The 14566-nt window shown below is 65.8% G+C and carries 12 protein-coding genes and 1 tRNA gene; 11 read left to right on the forward strand and 2 right to left on the reverse strand.

Annotated elements, in window-relative coordinates:
• Positions 1-172: 172 nt before the first annotated feature.
• From AVL48_RS06160 to AVL48_RS06185, 6 genes are all read left to right on the forward strand, one after another.
• Complete coding sequence (locus tag AVL48_RS06160; RefSeq protein ID WP_061986368.1) at positions 173-1789, forward strand: peptide ABC transporter substrate-binding protein; 1617 nt, start codon at positions 173-175, stop codon at positions 1787-1789.
• A 116-nt stretch (positions 1790-1905) separates the two neighbouring features.
• Entirely contained in the window at positions 1906-2832 is a 927-nt protein-coding gene (locus AVL48_RS06165; protein ID WP_061986233.1) for an ABC transporter permease, read from the forward strand.
• A complete protein-coding gene (locus AVL48_RS06170; RefSeq protein ID WP_061986231.1) occupies positions 2825-3778 on the forward strand; it encodes an ABC transporter permease in 954 nt (317 codons plus the stop codon). Before AVL48_RS06165 ends, AVL48_RS06170 begins: the two co-directional genes overlap by 8 nt.
• A gap of 6 nt (positions 3779-3784) precedes the next feature.
• A complete protein-coding gene (locus AVL48_RS06175) occupies positions 3785-4777 on the forward strand; it encodes an ABC transporter ATP-binding protein (RefSeq protein ID WP_061986364.1) in 993 nt (330 codons plus the stop codon).
• Positions 4770-5774 (forward strand): ABC transporter ATP-binding protein, encoded by a 1005-nt coding sequence (locus AVL48_RS06180; RefSeq protein WP_061986366.1) that lies wholly within the window; start codon positions 4770-4772, stop codon positions 5772-5774. The genes AVL48_RS06175 and AVL48_RS06180 overlap by 8 nt, the downstream gene beginning before the upstream one ends.
• A 139-nt stretch (positions 5775-5913) precedes the next feature.
• Positions 5914-7566, forward strand: coding sequence for a S8 family serine peptidase (locus AVL48_RS06185; protein WP_061986362.1), 1653 nt, complete (start codon positions 5914-5916; stop codon positions 7564-7566).
• 86 nt (positions 7567-7652) lie between these two features.
• On the opposite strand, the gene AVL48_RS06190 is transcribed toward AVL48_RS06185, so the two are convergent.
• Positions 7653-8621: a hypothetical protein gene (locus tag AVL48_RS06190; RefSeq protein WP_061986229.1), complete on the reverse strand. Its 969-nt coding sequence runs from the start codon at positions 8619-8621 to the stop codon at positions 7653-7655.
• A 124-nt stretch (positions 8622-8745) separates the two neighbouring features.
• Positions 8746-10242, reverse strand: a complete 1497-nt coding sequence (locus AVL48_RS06195) for a S10 family peptidase (RefSeq protein ID WP_061986227.1) — start codon at positions 10240-10242, stop codon at positions 8746-8748.
• Between the two features lie 28 nt (positions 10243-10270).
• Here AVL48_RS06195 and nfi point away from each other — a divergent pair, with 28 nt between their 5' ends.
• From nfi to AVL48_RS06220, 5 genes are all read left to right on the forward strand, one after another.
• A complete protein-coding gene (gene nfi / locus AVL48_RS06200) occupies positions 10271-10951 on the forward strand; it encodes a deoxyribonuclease V (protein ID WP_061986224.1) in 681 nt (226 codons plus the stop codon).
• Complete coding sequence (locus AVL48_RS06205; RefSeq protein ID WP_061986222.1) at positions 10948-11640, forward strand: uracil-DNA glycosylase; 693 nt, start codon at positions 10948-10950, stop codon at positions 11638-11640. The genes nfi and AVL48_RS06205 overlap by 4 nt, the downstream gene beginning before the upstream one ends.
• An 84-nt stretch (positions 11641-11724) precedes the next feature.
• Complete coding sequence (locus AVL48_RS06210) at positions 11725-13053, forward strand: NAD(P)/FAD-dependent oxidoreductase (RefSeq protein WP_061986220.1); 1329 nt, start codon at positions 11725-11727, stop codon at positions 13051-13053.
• A gap of 113 nt (positions 13054-13166) precedes the next feature.
• A tRNA-Leu gene (locus AVL48_RS06215) sits at positions 13167-13240 on the forward strand.
• Positions 13241-13303: 63 nt separating this feature from the next.
• Positions 13304-14566: a sulfite oxidase gene (locus AVL48_RS06220; protein ID WP_082857570.1), complete on the forward strand. Its 1263-nt coding sequence runs from the start codon at positions 13304-13306 to the stop codon at positions 14564-14566.

Here is a 14566-nt window from a genome sequence, read left to right on the forward strand (position 1 = left end):
CGGCTCCTACCAACGTTGTGCTCTGACCGGGTGGTCGGGGAGACCGTCACACATTTGCAACACCAACGCACTGTGATCGGCTTCACGTGTCCCATAGCGTCGTCTCACCTTCTGGACGGCAGGGCGCGACCAGCGCTCGCCGGACGATCCGACGACGAGAGTTGGAGTGGACATGCGGGCTTCACGCGGGTTCTGGGGAGCGACGGCGGTGGTGGCCACGGCGGCCATGCTGCTGACGGCCTGTGGAGGTGGTGGATCCAGCGAAGACAAGGGCTCCGGCGCCACCGACGCCAACGCGGCGGTCTCGGTCTACGGCACCGAGCCGGAGAACACGCTGATCCCCGCCAACACCAACGAACTCGGCGGCTCCAAAGCCCTCAAGCCGGTCTTCTCGGCGTTGGTCGGCTACAAATCCGACACGGCCGAACCGTACAACCTGATGGCCGAATCGATCACCACGACCGATTCGAAGGTCTTCGACATCAAGATCAAAAAGGGCTGGAAGTTCCACGACGGGACCGAAGTCAAGGCGAAGAACTTCGTCGACGCGTGGAACTACAGCGCGAACGGCAAGAACGGCATGCAGAACGCGTCGTTCTTCGAGCAGATCCAGGGCTACGACGAAATCAGCGCCAAAGAGCCGACGGTCAAGGAGATGTCCGGGCTCAAGGTCGTGAACGACTACGAGTTCCAGGTCACCCTCAAGGGCCCGTTCTCGGTGTTCGCCACCAAGATCGGCTACCTCGCCTTCGCGCCGCTCCCGGACAAGTTCTTCGCCGACCCGGAGGCGTTCGCCAAGGCACCCATCGGAAACGGGCCGCTGAAGTTCGTTTCACGCACGCCCAACCAGAACATGAAGCTCACTCGGTTCGACGAGTACCAGGGCGAGGACAAGGTCAAGTTCAAGGACCTCGAAGTCCGCATCTACACCAGCCAGGAAACCGCGTACCAGGACCTGCTGAGCAACCGCCTCGACTTCATGGAGGCGCTCCCGCCGGCGGCGAAGGCCGGCGGCAAGTACAAGACCGACCTCGGTGAGCGGCTGGTCGAAGGAAACCTGCTCGGCATCAGCGCGCTCGCCATCCCCTACTACGTCCCGGGTTACAACAACCTGGACCTGCGTAAGGCGATCTCGCTGGCCATCGACCGCGAGCAGATCGTCAAGACCGTCATGAACGACACCTACGCGCCCGCCGACGGTTACGTTTCGCGCGGTATCGAGGGCTACCGGCCCGGTGTTTGCGAGTTCTGCAAGTTCGATCCGGTGAAGGCCAAGGAGTTCTGGGCGAAGTCCGGGTACACCGGCAAGCTGACCATCGCCTCGAACGCGGACGGCGGCCGTAAGGAACCGCTGGTCGCGGCGTGCAACAGCATCAAGAACGCGCTCGGCGTCGAATGCGACTTCGTCCCGGCGACCGACTTCGGCCAGTGGCGCAGCATCGTCAACGGCAGGAAGCTGACCGGCATGGGCCGCTCCGACTGGTCGGCCGACTACCCGTCGATCGAGAACTACCTGAACCCGCGCTACAAGAGCACCGGTTCCTCCAACGACTCGACGTACAACAACCCGGCCGTCGACGCGCTGCTGAACCAGGCGGACCAGACCGCCGACAAGGCGGCCGCGATCAAGCTGTACCAGCAGGCCGAGGACCTGATCGCGAAGGACCTGCCGCAGATCCCGGTGTGGGAGGAAAAGGGCGTCGGTGGCAAGTCGAACCGGCTGAAGGTCGCGAAGCTCGACTTCGGCCGCCTCGCGGACTACTCGTCCATTGAGGTCGCCGCGAAGTAGAGCACCGCGCGGGACTCCGTGCGTCGTGAGGGGCGATTCGGGTCAGAACCCGAATCGCCACTCACGACCCGCCGGTCCCACAGCTCCCACCACGCGATCTCCAGGACGGCACGCCCATGTCCCAGTACATCCTCCGTCGCCTACTTCAACTGATCCCGGTCTTCTTCGGCACCACGTTCCTCATCTACGCCCTCGTGTGGGCGGTGCCCGGTGACCCGTTCGCGGGCAAATGCGGTCAGGTCGCCTGCCCGCCCGCCTACATCGAGATGATGACCGCGAAGTTCAACCTCGATGATTCGATCTTCGTCCAGTACTTCAAATACCTCGGCAACCTGTTCACCGGTGACTGGGGTGAGACCTTCAACGGCGTCTCGGTCGGCGAGCTGATCGGGAACGCCTATCCGGTGACCGTCCGGCTCGCGCTCATCGCGGTGGCCATCGAGGCGATCATCGGACTCGCCGCCGGCATCCTGACCGGGCTGCGCGGCAAGGGTTTCCTCGACAACCTCGTGCTGATGTCGACCACGTTCCTGATCTCGATCCCGGTGTTCGTCACCGCGATCGTGCTCCAGATCATCCTGGGTTCGGAACTGGGCCTCATCGAGGCGAGCGTGTCCGAGGACGCGACAGTCGGCGAACTCATCGTGCCCGGGATAGCGCTGGGCAGTCTCTCGATGGCCTACATCGCCCGGCTGACCCGGACGAGTATCGCCGAGAACCGGCACGCCGACTACGTCCGCACGGCCATCGCGAAAGGGCAGCCGCGCAGCCGCGTCGTCGGTGTCCACCTGCTGCGCAACTCGGTGATCCCGGTACTGACCTTCATCGGCACCGACATCGGCGCGCTCATGGGCGGGGCCATCGTCACCGAAGGCGTGTTCAACATCAACGGCATCGGCGGGCTCATCTTCCGCGGTATCCAGAACCGGGAGGGCGCCACCGTCACCGGCGTCGTCGTCCTGCTGGTGATGGTCTACCTGCTGGTGAGTCTCACCGTCGACCTGCTCTATGCCGTTCTCGACCCGAGGATCCGTTATGACTGACCCCAACGTGGCCGGTGGCGTGTCCTCTGTGGACGTCGCCGCCGCCGGCGTCGCCGACGACTCCGCACTGGCGTACAAGCCGCGCAGCCTCGGCGGTGACGCCTGGCGGATGCTGCGCCGCAAGCCGTCCTTCCTCATCTCCTCCGTCATCATCGTGCTGATCGTGCTGATCGCCATCGCGCCGGACCTGTTCAGTTCGCGTCCGGCCGGTTTCAGCGATCTGACGCACGCCAACGAAGGCCCGTCCGCGGACGCCTGGTTCGGCTACGACAACCAGGGCTACGACATCTACGCGCGGACCATCCACGGCGCGCGGGCGTCGTTGCTGGTGGGGGTCTTCGCGACGGTGCTGACGATCCTGATCGGTTCGCTCGTCGGGATCGTCGCCGGGTATTACGGCCGTCTCGTCGACAGCCTGTTCTCCCGGGTCGGCGACATCTTCGCGGCGCTGCCGTTCGTGCTCGGCGCGATCGTCATCCTCACGACGTTCAACGCACCCGGCACGAACCCCGGTGCGGTCACCATCATCGTGCAGGTGGTGTTCTCGATCGCGGCGCTGAGCTGGCCGGTGGCGATGCGCATCATGCGGTCGGCGACGCTGGTGGCCAAGCAACTCGACTACGTCAAGGCCGCTCGCGGTCTCGGTGCGAGCACGCCACGCATCGTGCTCCGGCACCTGCTGCCCAACACCGTCGCGCCGGTGCTGGTCTACGGGACCATCGCGCTCGGTGCCTTCATCGGGGCGGAGGCGACGTTGGCTTACCTCGGCGTTGGCGTGCGGCCGCCGGTCGTTTCGTGGGGTGTGATGATCAGCGACGCGCGGGACTACTTCCGGGTCATCCCGCACATGTTGCTGTTCCCCGCCGGATTCGTGACCGTCACCGTGCTCGCGTTCGTCATGCTCGGTGACGGGATCCGCGACGCACTCGACCCGAAGGCCCGGTGAGTGGTCGTGGACAACGAATTGCTGCTGGAAGTGGAAGACCTCCACGTCGAGTTCCGGACCTCGGACGGCGTCGCGACCGTGCTCAACGGCGTCGACTACTCCGTGCACGCCGGGGAAACCCTTGCCGTGCTGGGAGAATCCGGTTCGGGCAAGAGCGTGACCGCGCAGACGGTGATGGGAATCCTCGACAGCCCGCCCGCCGTCGTCACCGGCGGCGCCGTCCGGTACCGCGGCGAGGATCTGCTCACCGCCACCGAAGAACGGCGGCGTGAGGTGCGGGGCGCGGGGATCGCGATGATCTTCCAGGACGCGCTTTCCGCGCTGAACCCGGTCTTCACCGTCGGATTCCAGATCGAGGAGCAGTTGCGCGTCCGGCTTGGGATGTCCAAAAAGGACGCTCGCAAGCGGGCGATCGAACTGCTCGACATCGTGCGCATCCCGGCCGCCGCGCGCCGGGTCCGCGAGTACCCGCACCAGTTCTCCGGTGGGATGCGGCAGCGCGCGATGATCGCCATGTCGCTGGCGCTCGACCCGGATCTGCTGATCGCGGACGAGCCGACGACCGCGCTGGACGTCACCGTGCAGGCCCAGATCATGGACCTGCTGGCGGAGATCCAGGCCGAGCGGCGGATGGGGCTGATCCTCATCACCCACGACCTGGCGGTGGTCGCCGAGGTCGCCGACCGGATCGCGGTGATGTACGCGGGCCGGATCGTCGAACAGGCCGACGTCACCGAGTTGTTCCGCTCGCCGGGGCATCCCTACACCGAGGCACTGATGGCCTCTCTGCCACGGCTGGACCTCAAAGGACAGACGCTGAAGACCATCACGGGTCTGCCGCCGAGTCTTCTGCACGTCCCGCCGGGTTGCCCGTTCCATCCGCGTTGCCCCCGGGCGGTGGACCGGTGCGAGACCGAACGGCCCGCGCTGCACAGTCTCGGGTTCGGCAGGGTCAGCGCCTGTCACTTCGCCGAAGAGGTGGTGAGTGAGCGTGTCTGAGCCCATTTTGCGGGTCGAGAACCTGGTGAAGTACTTCCCGGTGCGAGCGGGGATCCTCGTCAAACGCACGATCGGTCAGGTGAAGGCTGTCGACGGGGTCTCGTTCGACCTCATGCCCGGTGAGACCCTCGGTGTGGTGGGGGAATCCGGTTGTGGCAAGTCCACGTTGGCCCAGGTGTTGATGCGGCTGGAAGAGCCCACGGGCGGAATCGCGACCTTCGAAGGCCGTGACATCTTCGCGTTGCGGGGCGCCGAGCTCAGGAAAATGCGGCGTGAGATCCAGATCGTGTTGCAGGATCCGTACACGTCGCTGAACCCGAGGATGACGGTCGGTGACATCGTCGGTGAGCCCTTCGAGATCCACACCGACGTGGCCCCGAAGGGCTCACGGGCGGCGAAGGTGCGGGACCTGCTCGACGTCGTCGGCCTGAACCCCGAGCACATCAACCGCTATCCGCACCAGTTCTCCGGTGGGCAGCGGCAGCGCATCGGGATCGCGCGGGCCCTGGCGTTGCGGCCGAAGGTCATCATCTGCGACGAACCGGTGTCCGCGCTGGACGTCTCCATCCAGGCGCAGGTGATGAACCTGCTCGGTGAACTGCAGAACGAATTCGGCCTTTCCTATGTGTTCATCGCACATGATTTGTCCGTTGTCCGTCACCTTTCCACGCGGGTCGCGGTGATGTATCTCGGCAAGATCGTGGAAATGGGGACGGAAGAGGAGATCTACGAGCATCCCTCGCACCCCTACACGCAGGCGCTGCTGTCCGCGGTGCCGGTCGCCGACCCGGCGTTGCGGGGGCAGCGGCAGGTGATTCGCCTGGAAGGCGACGTGCCGAGCCCGCTGGATCCGCCGTCGGGCTGCCGGTTCCGTACCCGGTGCTGGAAGGCGCAGGACATTTGCGCCGACCAGGAACCCGAATTGATCACCCGGACCGGTGGACATTTGTCGGCCTGTCATTTCGCGGAGGAAAAAACCGTCGTGCCCGGACTTTAGTAGGGACTTCGTTGAAGCCCGACGGTCAGTGACGTAGTTTGCACGAATCGTTTTCTTCAGGAGGCATGAAGTGAAAAGATCTAGATCTCTCATCATCGCCTTGGCGGTACCGTTGTCCGGCGCGATCGTCGCGGCGCCGATGGCGTCCGCGCAGCCACAGCTTTCCGGCGCGCCGACGGAATTCTCCGTTCTGGCCCGCGAGGGGCAGAGCGTCGCTTCGGTGGAGCGCGCGATCCGTGCCGCCGGAGGCACCGTCGTGACCAGCAACGTCGCGGTCGGCCTGATCACCGCGACCGCGCCCGCCAACGGTTTCGCCGAGCGGGTCTCCGCCGACCGGTCGGTTTTCGGTGCGGCCAAAGCGAAGCCGATCGGCTCCGCGCCGAAGAGCAACAAGGCGAAGGTCAAGCCGAACGTCGTCGAGAAGGAAAGCCACGGGTCGGCTTCGAAGCCGAAGGCGGCTTCGGCCCAGTCCGCCGGGCTCGACCCGCTCGACAGTCAGCTCTGGGGCCTCAAGTCCGTCCGTTCGGACCTTTCGCGCACCGTGCAGCCGGGCGACAAGCGCGTGAAGGTCGGCATCATCGACACCGGTGTCGACGCGAGTCACCCGGACATCGCCCCCAACTTCGACCGGGCGTTGTCGCAGAACTTCACCAAGGACATCGTCGCGGACGTGAAGGGTGAACCCGTCGACGGACCGTGCGAGTACCGCGGCTGTGTCGACCCCGCCGACGTCGACGACAACGGGCACGGCACGCACGTCGCCGGCACCATCGGCGCCGCCGCGAACGGTTTCGGCGTCTCGGGCGTCGCGCCGAACGTGACGCTGGTGAACCTCCGCGCCGGCCAGGACTCGGGCTTCTTCTTCCTGCAGCCGACCGTGGACGCGATCACCTACGCCGGTGACGCCGGTGTGGACGTCGTCAACATGAGCTTCTACACGGACCCTTGGCTCTACAACTGCACCTCCAACCCGGCGGACTCGGCCGCGGAGCAGGCGGAACAGCGGACCGTCATCGAGGCGACGACCCGTGCGCTGAACTACGCGCACCGCAAGGGCGTCACCCAGGTCGTCTCGCTGGGCAACCAGCACACTGACCTCGGCGCCCCGCAGCCGGACGCTTCGAGCCCGGACTACCCGTCGAACAGCACGCACCCGCGGCAGATCGACAACGCGAGCTGCCTCTCGCTGCCCGTCGAGGGCCCGCACACGATCGGCGTCTCGTCCTTCGGTCCTTCGCAGGCGAAGGCGGACTACTCGAACTACGGCCTCGAGCAGATCTCTGTCTCCGCGCCCGGCGGATACTTCCGTGACGGCTTCGGCACCCCGTGGTTCCGCGCCATCGAGAACCAGATCCTCTCGACCTACCCGCGCAACGTCGGCGTCGCGGAAGGCAAAATCGACGCCGCCGGGAACATCACGCCCGACGGTCTCGACGACGGCGTCCAGAAGGCGACCACCGCCGACGGCCGCGTCGGCTACTACCAGTGGCTACAGGGAACGTCGATGGCGTCGCCGCACGCGACCGGTGTCGCCGCGCTCATCGTTTCGCAGTACGGCAAGGGCTCGCGCGACTTCGGCATGAACCCGGACGCGGTGCAGCGGGTGCTCGAGGGCACGGCCTCCGACATCGCGTGCCCGGTGCCGCGGACCGTCGACTACCTGGACGAAGGCCGGGACGCGTCGTACACCGCAACCTGCGTCGGTGACGCTTCGTTCAACGGCTTCTACGGTCATGGTGCCGTTGACGCCTGGTCGGCCGTTACGCGGGGCTCACAGTTCCTGCGAGGCTGACTCTTCTGCCGAGAAGTGCTATGAAAGGTCCTTTCCTTGCAAATTTTGCAAGGAAAGGACCTTTCATAGCGTTACGGGCTGGAGTGTCAGGCGGCCCGATCGGTGCGGACCACGGAGACGGCCGGTCTCGGACGTCGTGCTGCCGCTTCGGCTGCGGCCCGGAGTTCTGCAATGACCTTGTCAGGCTCATCGCGAATCCGGGACGGCAACGTCTGCACGACGACGATTCCGGCTGCCGCGTAACGATTGTTACGGTGGAGGGTCTTGCGGTAGGCATCCCTTCCGAAGTGGAAGGCATACGAATCGATTTCCCATGCCAAGGCGAGTTCGTCGCACCAGGAATCGGGCTTGCCGACGTAATTTCCGGAAGCGTCGAGGATCCTTACGTTCCGTTCGGCCGGTGGCAGCCCCGCCCTCTTCCAGATCGCCAGTGCGGCGGCCTCGGGAACCGACTTGACCTCGGCCGCGAGCTCTCGAAGTACGGCGCGAGGAAGTGCGGTTCCCCGCCTGCTGCCGGATTCGAGTTCGGCGCTCAGTTCATCGACCGTGCACAGGCCTGCCTCGACGGTTTCGATCAGCAAGGCACGTACGGGGTCGAGGTCACGGATGCGCCGTACGCCGTCCAAGACGGCTCGAGCCGGAGTGGCCAGCGGAACCCCTTCGACTATGCGATGGTCCGGCATGACGATCGTTCTTTCGAAGATCGCGAACTTGACGCTTCGCACTTTGCGCTGTTGGGGAATGAGCACGTGGACGGTTCCGTGCGGCCCGGCTTGCCGTAGCCCGTATCGGCGCGCGGCCTCGAAGCCGCTAACGACCCCACGGCCGCCGGTGAGCATCAAGGAGGCTTCGACTCGTTGTCGCGCGGTCGGTTGTTCCTTCGAGAGCAGGACGATGCCTGGCAGTAGATGAGTCCACCTTCCACCAGGCTGGCATCTTCGGTACGCCGTGCTTTGTGTGACCCCTAATTTCTCTAAGGACGCCACCCGGATGACGCCATGCCTGCTGTGTTGTCGTAGGTACGAGTCCGTAAGCGGAGTTTTGGATAGATACATGCCGATATGGTCAGGGACGGGTCCGACAGAACTTGGTACCTGAGTGCTATGAAAGGTCCTTTCCTTGCAAAATTTGCAAGGAAAGGACCTTTCATAGCACTTGCCGGTCTGGGCACAGGCTCCCCTACTGTCCCGAAGCGCTCTTCACGAACTTCGCCAGGTCCTTTGACTGCCGCACCCGAGACTCCTCGTGCACGTACATCATGTGCCCCGCCGGATAGTACGCCGTGTCGATGTTCTCCCGCAGCTCCTCGGGAATCTGCAGGCGCGCCAACACGTGCTCCGAAGCGAAGTAAGGCGTAGCGCCATCATAGTGACCGAAAGCGACATGGACGCGAAGATGCGGATTCGCCCGCATGGCGGAGGCGAGAGAGTCCACAGAGGACACCGAACGGCCCTCGAAGTCGGAGTACGACCAGGCCTTGAAGACGTCCATCGACAAGACCTCGTACGGAAGGTCGTTCTCGTAACCAAGCTCGGCGCGCACGTAGTGGTTGAGGCCGCTCGCGTAGGCGCCGATGATCCGTGAGATCGACGGGTCGTCGCTCATGTGCTCGCGCCCGCCGTCGGGTTCCCAGGTGGTGAACCGGCCATCCATCCGCCCGACGGTGAGACCCTTGTCCCGCAGCAGTTCCGTGAAAAACCGGACGTGTTCGATCCGCAGGTTCACCCGGTCCACATAGGACTCGCTGAGACCGGTGAGCGAAGCCAGTGTCGCCACCGCTTCGGCGCGGTCCTGTGTGGACAGACGGGCGCCGCGCGCGAGTGCCCAGGGGAGTTCCTTGGCCGCGAAATCCTCGGCGTCCGCGAGGACGTCGTCGAGCGGGCGTTCGCCGTGGAGACCATGGTAGTGCGCGATCGCCGCGTATGTCGGCACGTAGAGCGTGTACGGCAGGTCGTTGCCTTCGGTGAACCGCAGAGTGCCCAGGTCGAGCACGGAGGAGATCAGGAGCAGCCCGTTGAGGTACATCCCGTGACGTTCCTGCAGATGGGCCGCCAGGCCTGCCGCCCGGAGCGTGCCGTACGACTCGCCCGCCAGGAACTTCGGCGAGAGCCAGCGCTGTTTGCGCGAGACCCACAGTCGGATGATCTCGCCGATGGACTCGATGTCGGCGGTGTAACCGTGGTACTCCTTGGCCTTTTCGCCGTCCACGGCGCGCGAGTAGCCGGTCGACACCGGGTCGATGAACACCAGGTCACTGTGCGCGAGCAAAGTTTCCTGGTTGTCGGTCAGGCCGTAGGGCGGCGCGACCGGGTCGTCGACGTCGCCGGACAGCACGCGCCGCGGGCCGAGCAGGCCCATGTGCAGCCAGATGCTCGCCGAACCCGGGCCGCCGTTGAACGCGAACGTGACCGGGCGAGTGCCGGGCTCCGCGTCGTCGAGGGTGTAAGCGGTCAGGAACACCTCGGCCTTGGCCTTGTGGCCTTCGGACTTGCCGTCGGTGATGACCTCCTTCCTCAGCACGATCCGCCCGGTCTGGGCCGTGTACGCGAGCTTCCGCCGTTTGAGCGTCAGCGTGTGCTTCGTGGTGACCAGGTCGTCGATCGGCTCGACCTTGGTGTCCGCCGACGGGGTGTCCTTCTCGTCGGCGGCCTTCTCATCGGGATTGGTGTCCGGCATGGTCCCAACTTACTGGCAGTCTGTACGAGTGGACATCGTCACGGCGCATGATCGCCCGAACACCGTCGCCGAAGCGATCGAAATCCAGGAAACCCTGCGTGGCCTGGTCGATCGCGGGGATCGTTGTCCACAAGAGATCGTCACGGTCACCGGTCTGGACGTCGCCTACGACGAGGAGAGAGGCCTGATCGCGGCCGCCGCGGTCACTCTCGAGGCCTCCGGATTCCGCGTCGTGGAAAAGCGAACCGTCGTTTCCGGGATCTCGTTCCCGTACGAACCCGGCCTTTTCGCCTTCCGGGAGCTGCCGCCACTGCTCGACGCCCTCCGCGCGCTCGAACACACTCCCGATCTCCTGGTCTGCGACGGCCACGGGTTGGCTCACCCACGCCGCTTCGGACTGGCGTGCCATGTGGGCGTTGTGACCGGCTTGCCTGCCATCGGGGTCGGCAAGACCAGGTTCATCGGCGAACACGACGAGCCGGGCCGGGAGCGCGGCGCCCGGACACCGCTGGTGGACGACGGCGAGGTCGTCGGCGCCGTCGTGCGTACCCAAGACGGCGTGAAGCCCGTTTACGTCTCCGTCGGGCACAAGATCTCGCTGGACAACGCGTGCCGCCAGGTCCTGCGGCTGTGCCCGGCGTTCCGGCAGCCCGAGACGACCCGTCTCGCCGACCGCCTCTGCCGTGACGCCTTGAAGGAGTCGCTATGAGGTTCCAGTCGATCGCCGAGCTCGACGCCGAGGTCGTCGGTTGCCGCGCCTGCCCGCGGCTGGTCGCGTGGCGCGAGGAGATCGCCGTGGTCAAGCGGGCGGCCTTCGCCGACGAGACCTATTGGGCCCGGCCGGTGCCCGGCTTCGGCCCACCGGACGCGTCACTGGCGATCGTGGGGCTCGCCCCGTCAGCCCATGGAGCGAACCGGACCGGTCGCATGTTCACCGGCGACCCTTCCGGTGACGTTCTCTTCAAGGCGCTTCACCAGGTCGGGGTCGCCTCGCAACCGACGTCTACCCATATGGGTGACGGTCTCGGGCTCCGAGGGACCCGGATCGTCTCCCCGGTGAGATGCGCGCCACCCGCGAACAAACCCACACCTGAGGAACGGGAAACCTGCCGATCGTGGCTCGCCGCCGAGCTCGCGTTGCTGAGGCCGACGCTGAAGGCCGTCGTGGTCCTGGGCGCGTTCGGCTGGCAGGCGCTGCTGCCGGTCCTCGCGGAGGCGGGCTGGCCGGTGCCCGCGCCACGCCCGAAATTCGGCCACGGCGTCGAGGTGAGCCTCGGCGACCTGCGCCTTTTCGGCTGTTACCACGTATCGCAGCGCAATGTCCAGACCGGCCGCCTGACGCTTGACATGGTGTGCGACGTCCTGGCCGCCGCGACCTCGGTGGCCGGCCTGAACTGAATCGGTGCGGAAGCCGTGGCGACGCTGGTCACAGCCGGATGGGGTCTACGAGCGATCTCAGCAGATGGGTGCGACTATAGAAATATGGCTGGTGTTAAGTCGGAACCGACACGGATCCTCGTCCTTGGTGGTGGATACGTCGGGCTCTACACGGCGTACGGGCTCCAGAAGATGCTCCGGGCCAACGAAGCGTCCGTGACGGTCGTTGACCCGCAGCCGCACATGACCTATGCCCCCTTCCTGCCCGAGGCGGCGGCCGGTGCGATCGAACCGCGGCACGTGGTCGTGCCGCTGCGGCGCGTGCTCAAGCGCTGCCACGTGCTCACCGCGCGCGTGACGAAGATCGAGCACGAGCGCAAGGCCGTCACGGTCGAAGCCGCCGACGGGCACGTCGAGCAGCTGAACTACGACGTCCTCGTGGTCGCGCTCGGCGCCGTCGCGCGCATCCTGCCGATTCCGGGCCTGGTCGAGGAAGGCATCGCCTTCAAGACCATCGGTGAGGCGATCTACCTGCGCAACCACGTCATGACGAAGCTGGACGAGGCCGCCAGCACGCTCGACCCCGAGCAGCGCAAGCGCCTGCTGACCTTCACCGTCGTCGGTGGCGGGTTCGCCGGTATCGAAGCGCTCGCCGAGCTCGAGGACATGACCCGCTTCGCGGTGGAGAACTACTACCCGAACCTCAAGGTCGAGGACATCCGCTGGGTGCTCGTCGAGGCCGCCGGGCGGATCCTCCCCGAGGTGCGCGAAACGCTCGGTGTGTACACCGTCGAGCAGCTCGAAAAGCGCGGCATCGAAGTCTATTTGTCGACAGCGGCGAAGTCGTTCGAGAACGGCCATGTCGTCCTCTCCGACGGCACCGAATTCGACACCGACACGATCATCTGGACCGCCGGTGTGAAGGCGAACCCGGTGCTCGCCGGCTCGGACCTGCCGCTGGACAAGCGCGGCCGCGTCGAGGCCACCGCCGCGATGCAGGTCGTCGGACACCCCGACGTCTGGGCCGCCGGTGACAACGCCGCCGTGCCGGACCTCTCGCGCACCGAGCAGGACCCGACCGCGACCTGCCCGCCGAACGCGCAGCACGCCGTTCGTCAGGCGCGTCTGCTGGCGAAGAACATCATCAAGGTGATCCGCGGCGGCAAGCCGAAGGACTATTACCACAAGAATCTGGGTGCGGTGGCCAGTCTCGGCCTGCACAAGGGTGTCGCCGACGCGCTGAACCTGAAGATCAAGGGCTTCCCGGCCTGGCTCTTCCACCGCGCGTACCACCTCAAGGCGATGCCGACGTGGAACCGCAAGATCCGCATCCTGTTCGACTGGATGCTCGGCGGCCTGTTCCGGCGCGAGGTCATCTCGCTCGGCCAGATCAACAACCCGCGCGAGGAGTTCGACAGGCTGTCGAAGTCCTGATTTCGTAGCTTGCCGTGAAGGCCTCCTTCCCTACTTTGAGCGTAGGGAAGGAGGCCTTCACGGCGTTCAGGGTTAAGTCATCGCCGGAACGTCACATCGCTTAGGCTGTCGGTGCCCCGGTAGCCCAACTGGCAGAGGCAGTCGACTTAAAATCGACACAGTGCGGGTTCGATCCCCGTCCGGGGCACAACTGGTTCCGCTCTGTGGACACGCTGGTCCGCGCGGACGGCCGCTGCTCACAATGATCCGCATGACCGGAAGCGGCCTGACCGACGAAGCCACCTACGACCGCACGCGATTCACGCAGTGGCGGGCGGGGGAGGCGCGAGGTGACGGGCTGTCGCGGCGCACGTTGCTTCGGCTGACGGCCGGTGGCGGGCTCGCGTTGGCGGCGTTCGGATCGTTGCCGTCGGGGACGGCCTCGGCGGCCGCGCCGATCGTGAAACCCTTGCCGCCGGAGTTCTTCGAGGTCTACGGCACGAACGCGGAGACACGCTGGGAGGCGTTGAGCGGGCAGGGCTACCTGACGCCGATCGACCGGTTCTTCGTCCGTAACCACACCTCGACCCCGCTGATCGACGCACGCTCGTGGCGGCTGAAGCTGTTCGGCACCGGACTGCGCGGAGCACCGACGGCGGACCGTCCGGTGGAGTTCGCCTACGCCGACTTGCTCCGGTTGCCTTCGGAGACCATCACCTCCGCCATCGAGTGCGCGGGCAACGGCCGGAATTTCTTCACCAGCCAGCAAGGGCAGACGGTGTCCGGTACGGCGTGGAAACTCGGCGCGGTCGGAGTCGCGCGCTGGCGTGGCGTCCGTCTCGCCACCGTGCTCGCCAAGGCGGGGCTGACGCGGCACGCGGTGGACGTCCTGCCGGAAGGACTGGACGCCGACTACGTCACCGCAGGGGAAAATCTGGGAAAGGTGCGACGTCCGCTACCGGTCGCGAAGGCGTTGCAGGATGTTTTGCTGGCGTACGAAATGAACGGGCGGCCATTGCCGCCGGACCACGGTCATCCGGTGCGGCTAGTCGTGCCGTCCTGGGTGGGCATCTCATCGATCAAATGGCTGGGACGCATCGAAGTTTCGGAAACACCGCTGTTCTCACCGTGGAACACGCGGTACTACCGGTTGCTCGGCCCCGGCTACCCGGTGGAGGGCACGGTCGTGACCCGGCAGGTGGTCAAGAGCGCCTTCGAACTGCCGTGGAACGCCGAGTTCGCCGCCGGCGCCAAGCAGGTACTGCGCGGTCGGTCATGGTCGGGAAACGGCCGGATCCGGCGCGTCGAAGTGAGCACCGGTGACGGCTGGCGGCAAGCGAAGTTCGTGGGAGCGGCGACGGATCGCGGGTGGCAACGCTGGGAAATTCCTTGGCATCCCGGGGTTTCCGGCGCGTACACCCTGCGGGCGAGAGCCACGGACATCACCGGCGTCACCCAGTCGGACGTCACTCCGCACAACACGCAGGGCTACCTTTTCGACGCTGTCGTGCGGCATCCGGTCCGGGTGGTGTGA

This window comes from Amycolatopsis regifaucium (assembly GCF_001613935.1).
Lineage (GTDB): Bacteria > Actinomycetota > Actinomycetes > Mycobacteriales > Pseudonocardiaceae > Amycolatopsis > Amycolatopsis regifaucium.

Excerpts from the sequence above, each read along its gene's own strand:
- AVL48_RS06190 (WP_061986229.1), bottom strand. The coding sequence starts at position 8,621 with ATGTATCTATCCAAAACTCCGCTTACGGACTCGTACCTACGACAACAC.
- AVL48_RS06205 (WP_061986222.1), top strand. The coding sequence starts at position 10,948 with ATGAGGTTCCAGTCGATCGCCGAGCTCGACGCCGAGGTCGTCGGTTGC.
- AVL48_RS06185 (WP_061986362.1), top strand. The coding sequence starts at position 5,914 with ATGGCGTCCGCGCAGCCACAGCTTTCCGGCGCGCCGACGGAATTCTCC.
- AVL48_RS06170 (WP_061986231.1), top strand. The coding sequence starts at position 2,825 with ATGACTGACCCCAACGTGGCCGGTGGCGTGTCCTCTGTGGACGTCGCC.
- AVL48_RS06160 (WP_061986368.1), top strand. The coding sequence starts at position 173 with ATGCGGGCTTCACGCGGGTTCTGGGGAGCGACGGCGGTGGTGGCCACG.
- AVL48_RS06220 (WP_082857570.1), top strand. The coding sequence starts at position 13,304 with ATGACCGGAAGCGGCCTGACCGACGAAGCCACCTACGACCGCACGCGA.
- AVL48_RS06195 (WP_061986227.1), bottom strand. The coding sequence starts at position 10,242 with ATGCCGGACACCAATCCCGATGAGAAGGCCGCCGACGAGAAGGACACC.
- AVL48_RS06210 (WP_061986220.1), top strand. The coding sequence starts at position 11,725 with ATGGCTGGTGTTAAGTCGGAACCGACACGGATCCTCGTCCTTGGTGGT.
- AVL48_RS06165 (WP_061986233.1), top strand. The coding sequence starts at position 1,906 with ATGTCCCAGTACATCCTCCGTCGCCTACTTCAACTGATCCCGGTCTTC.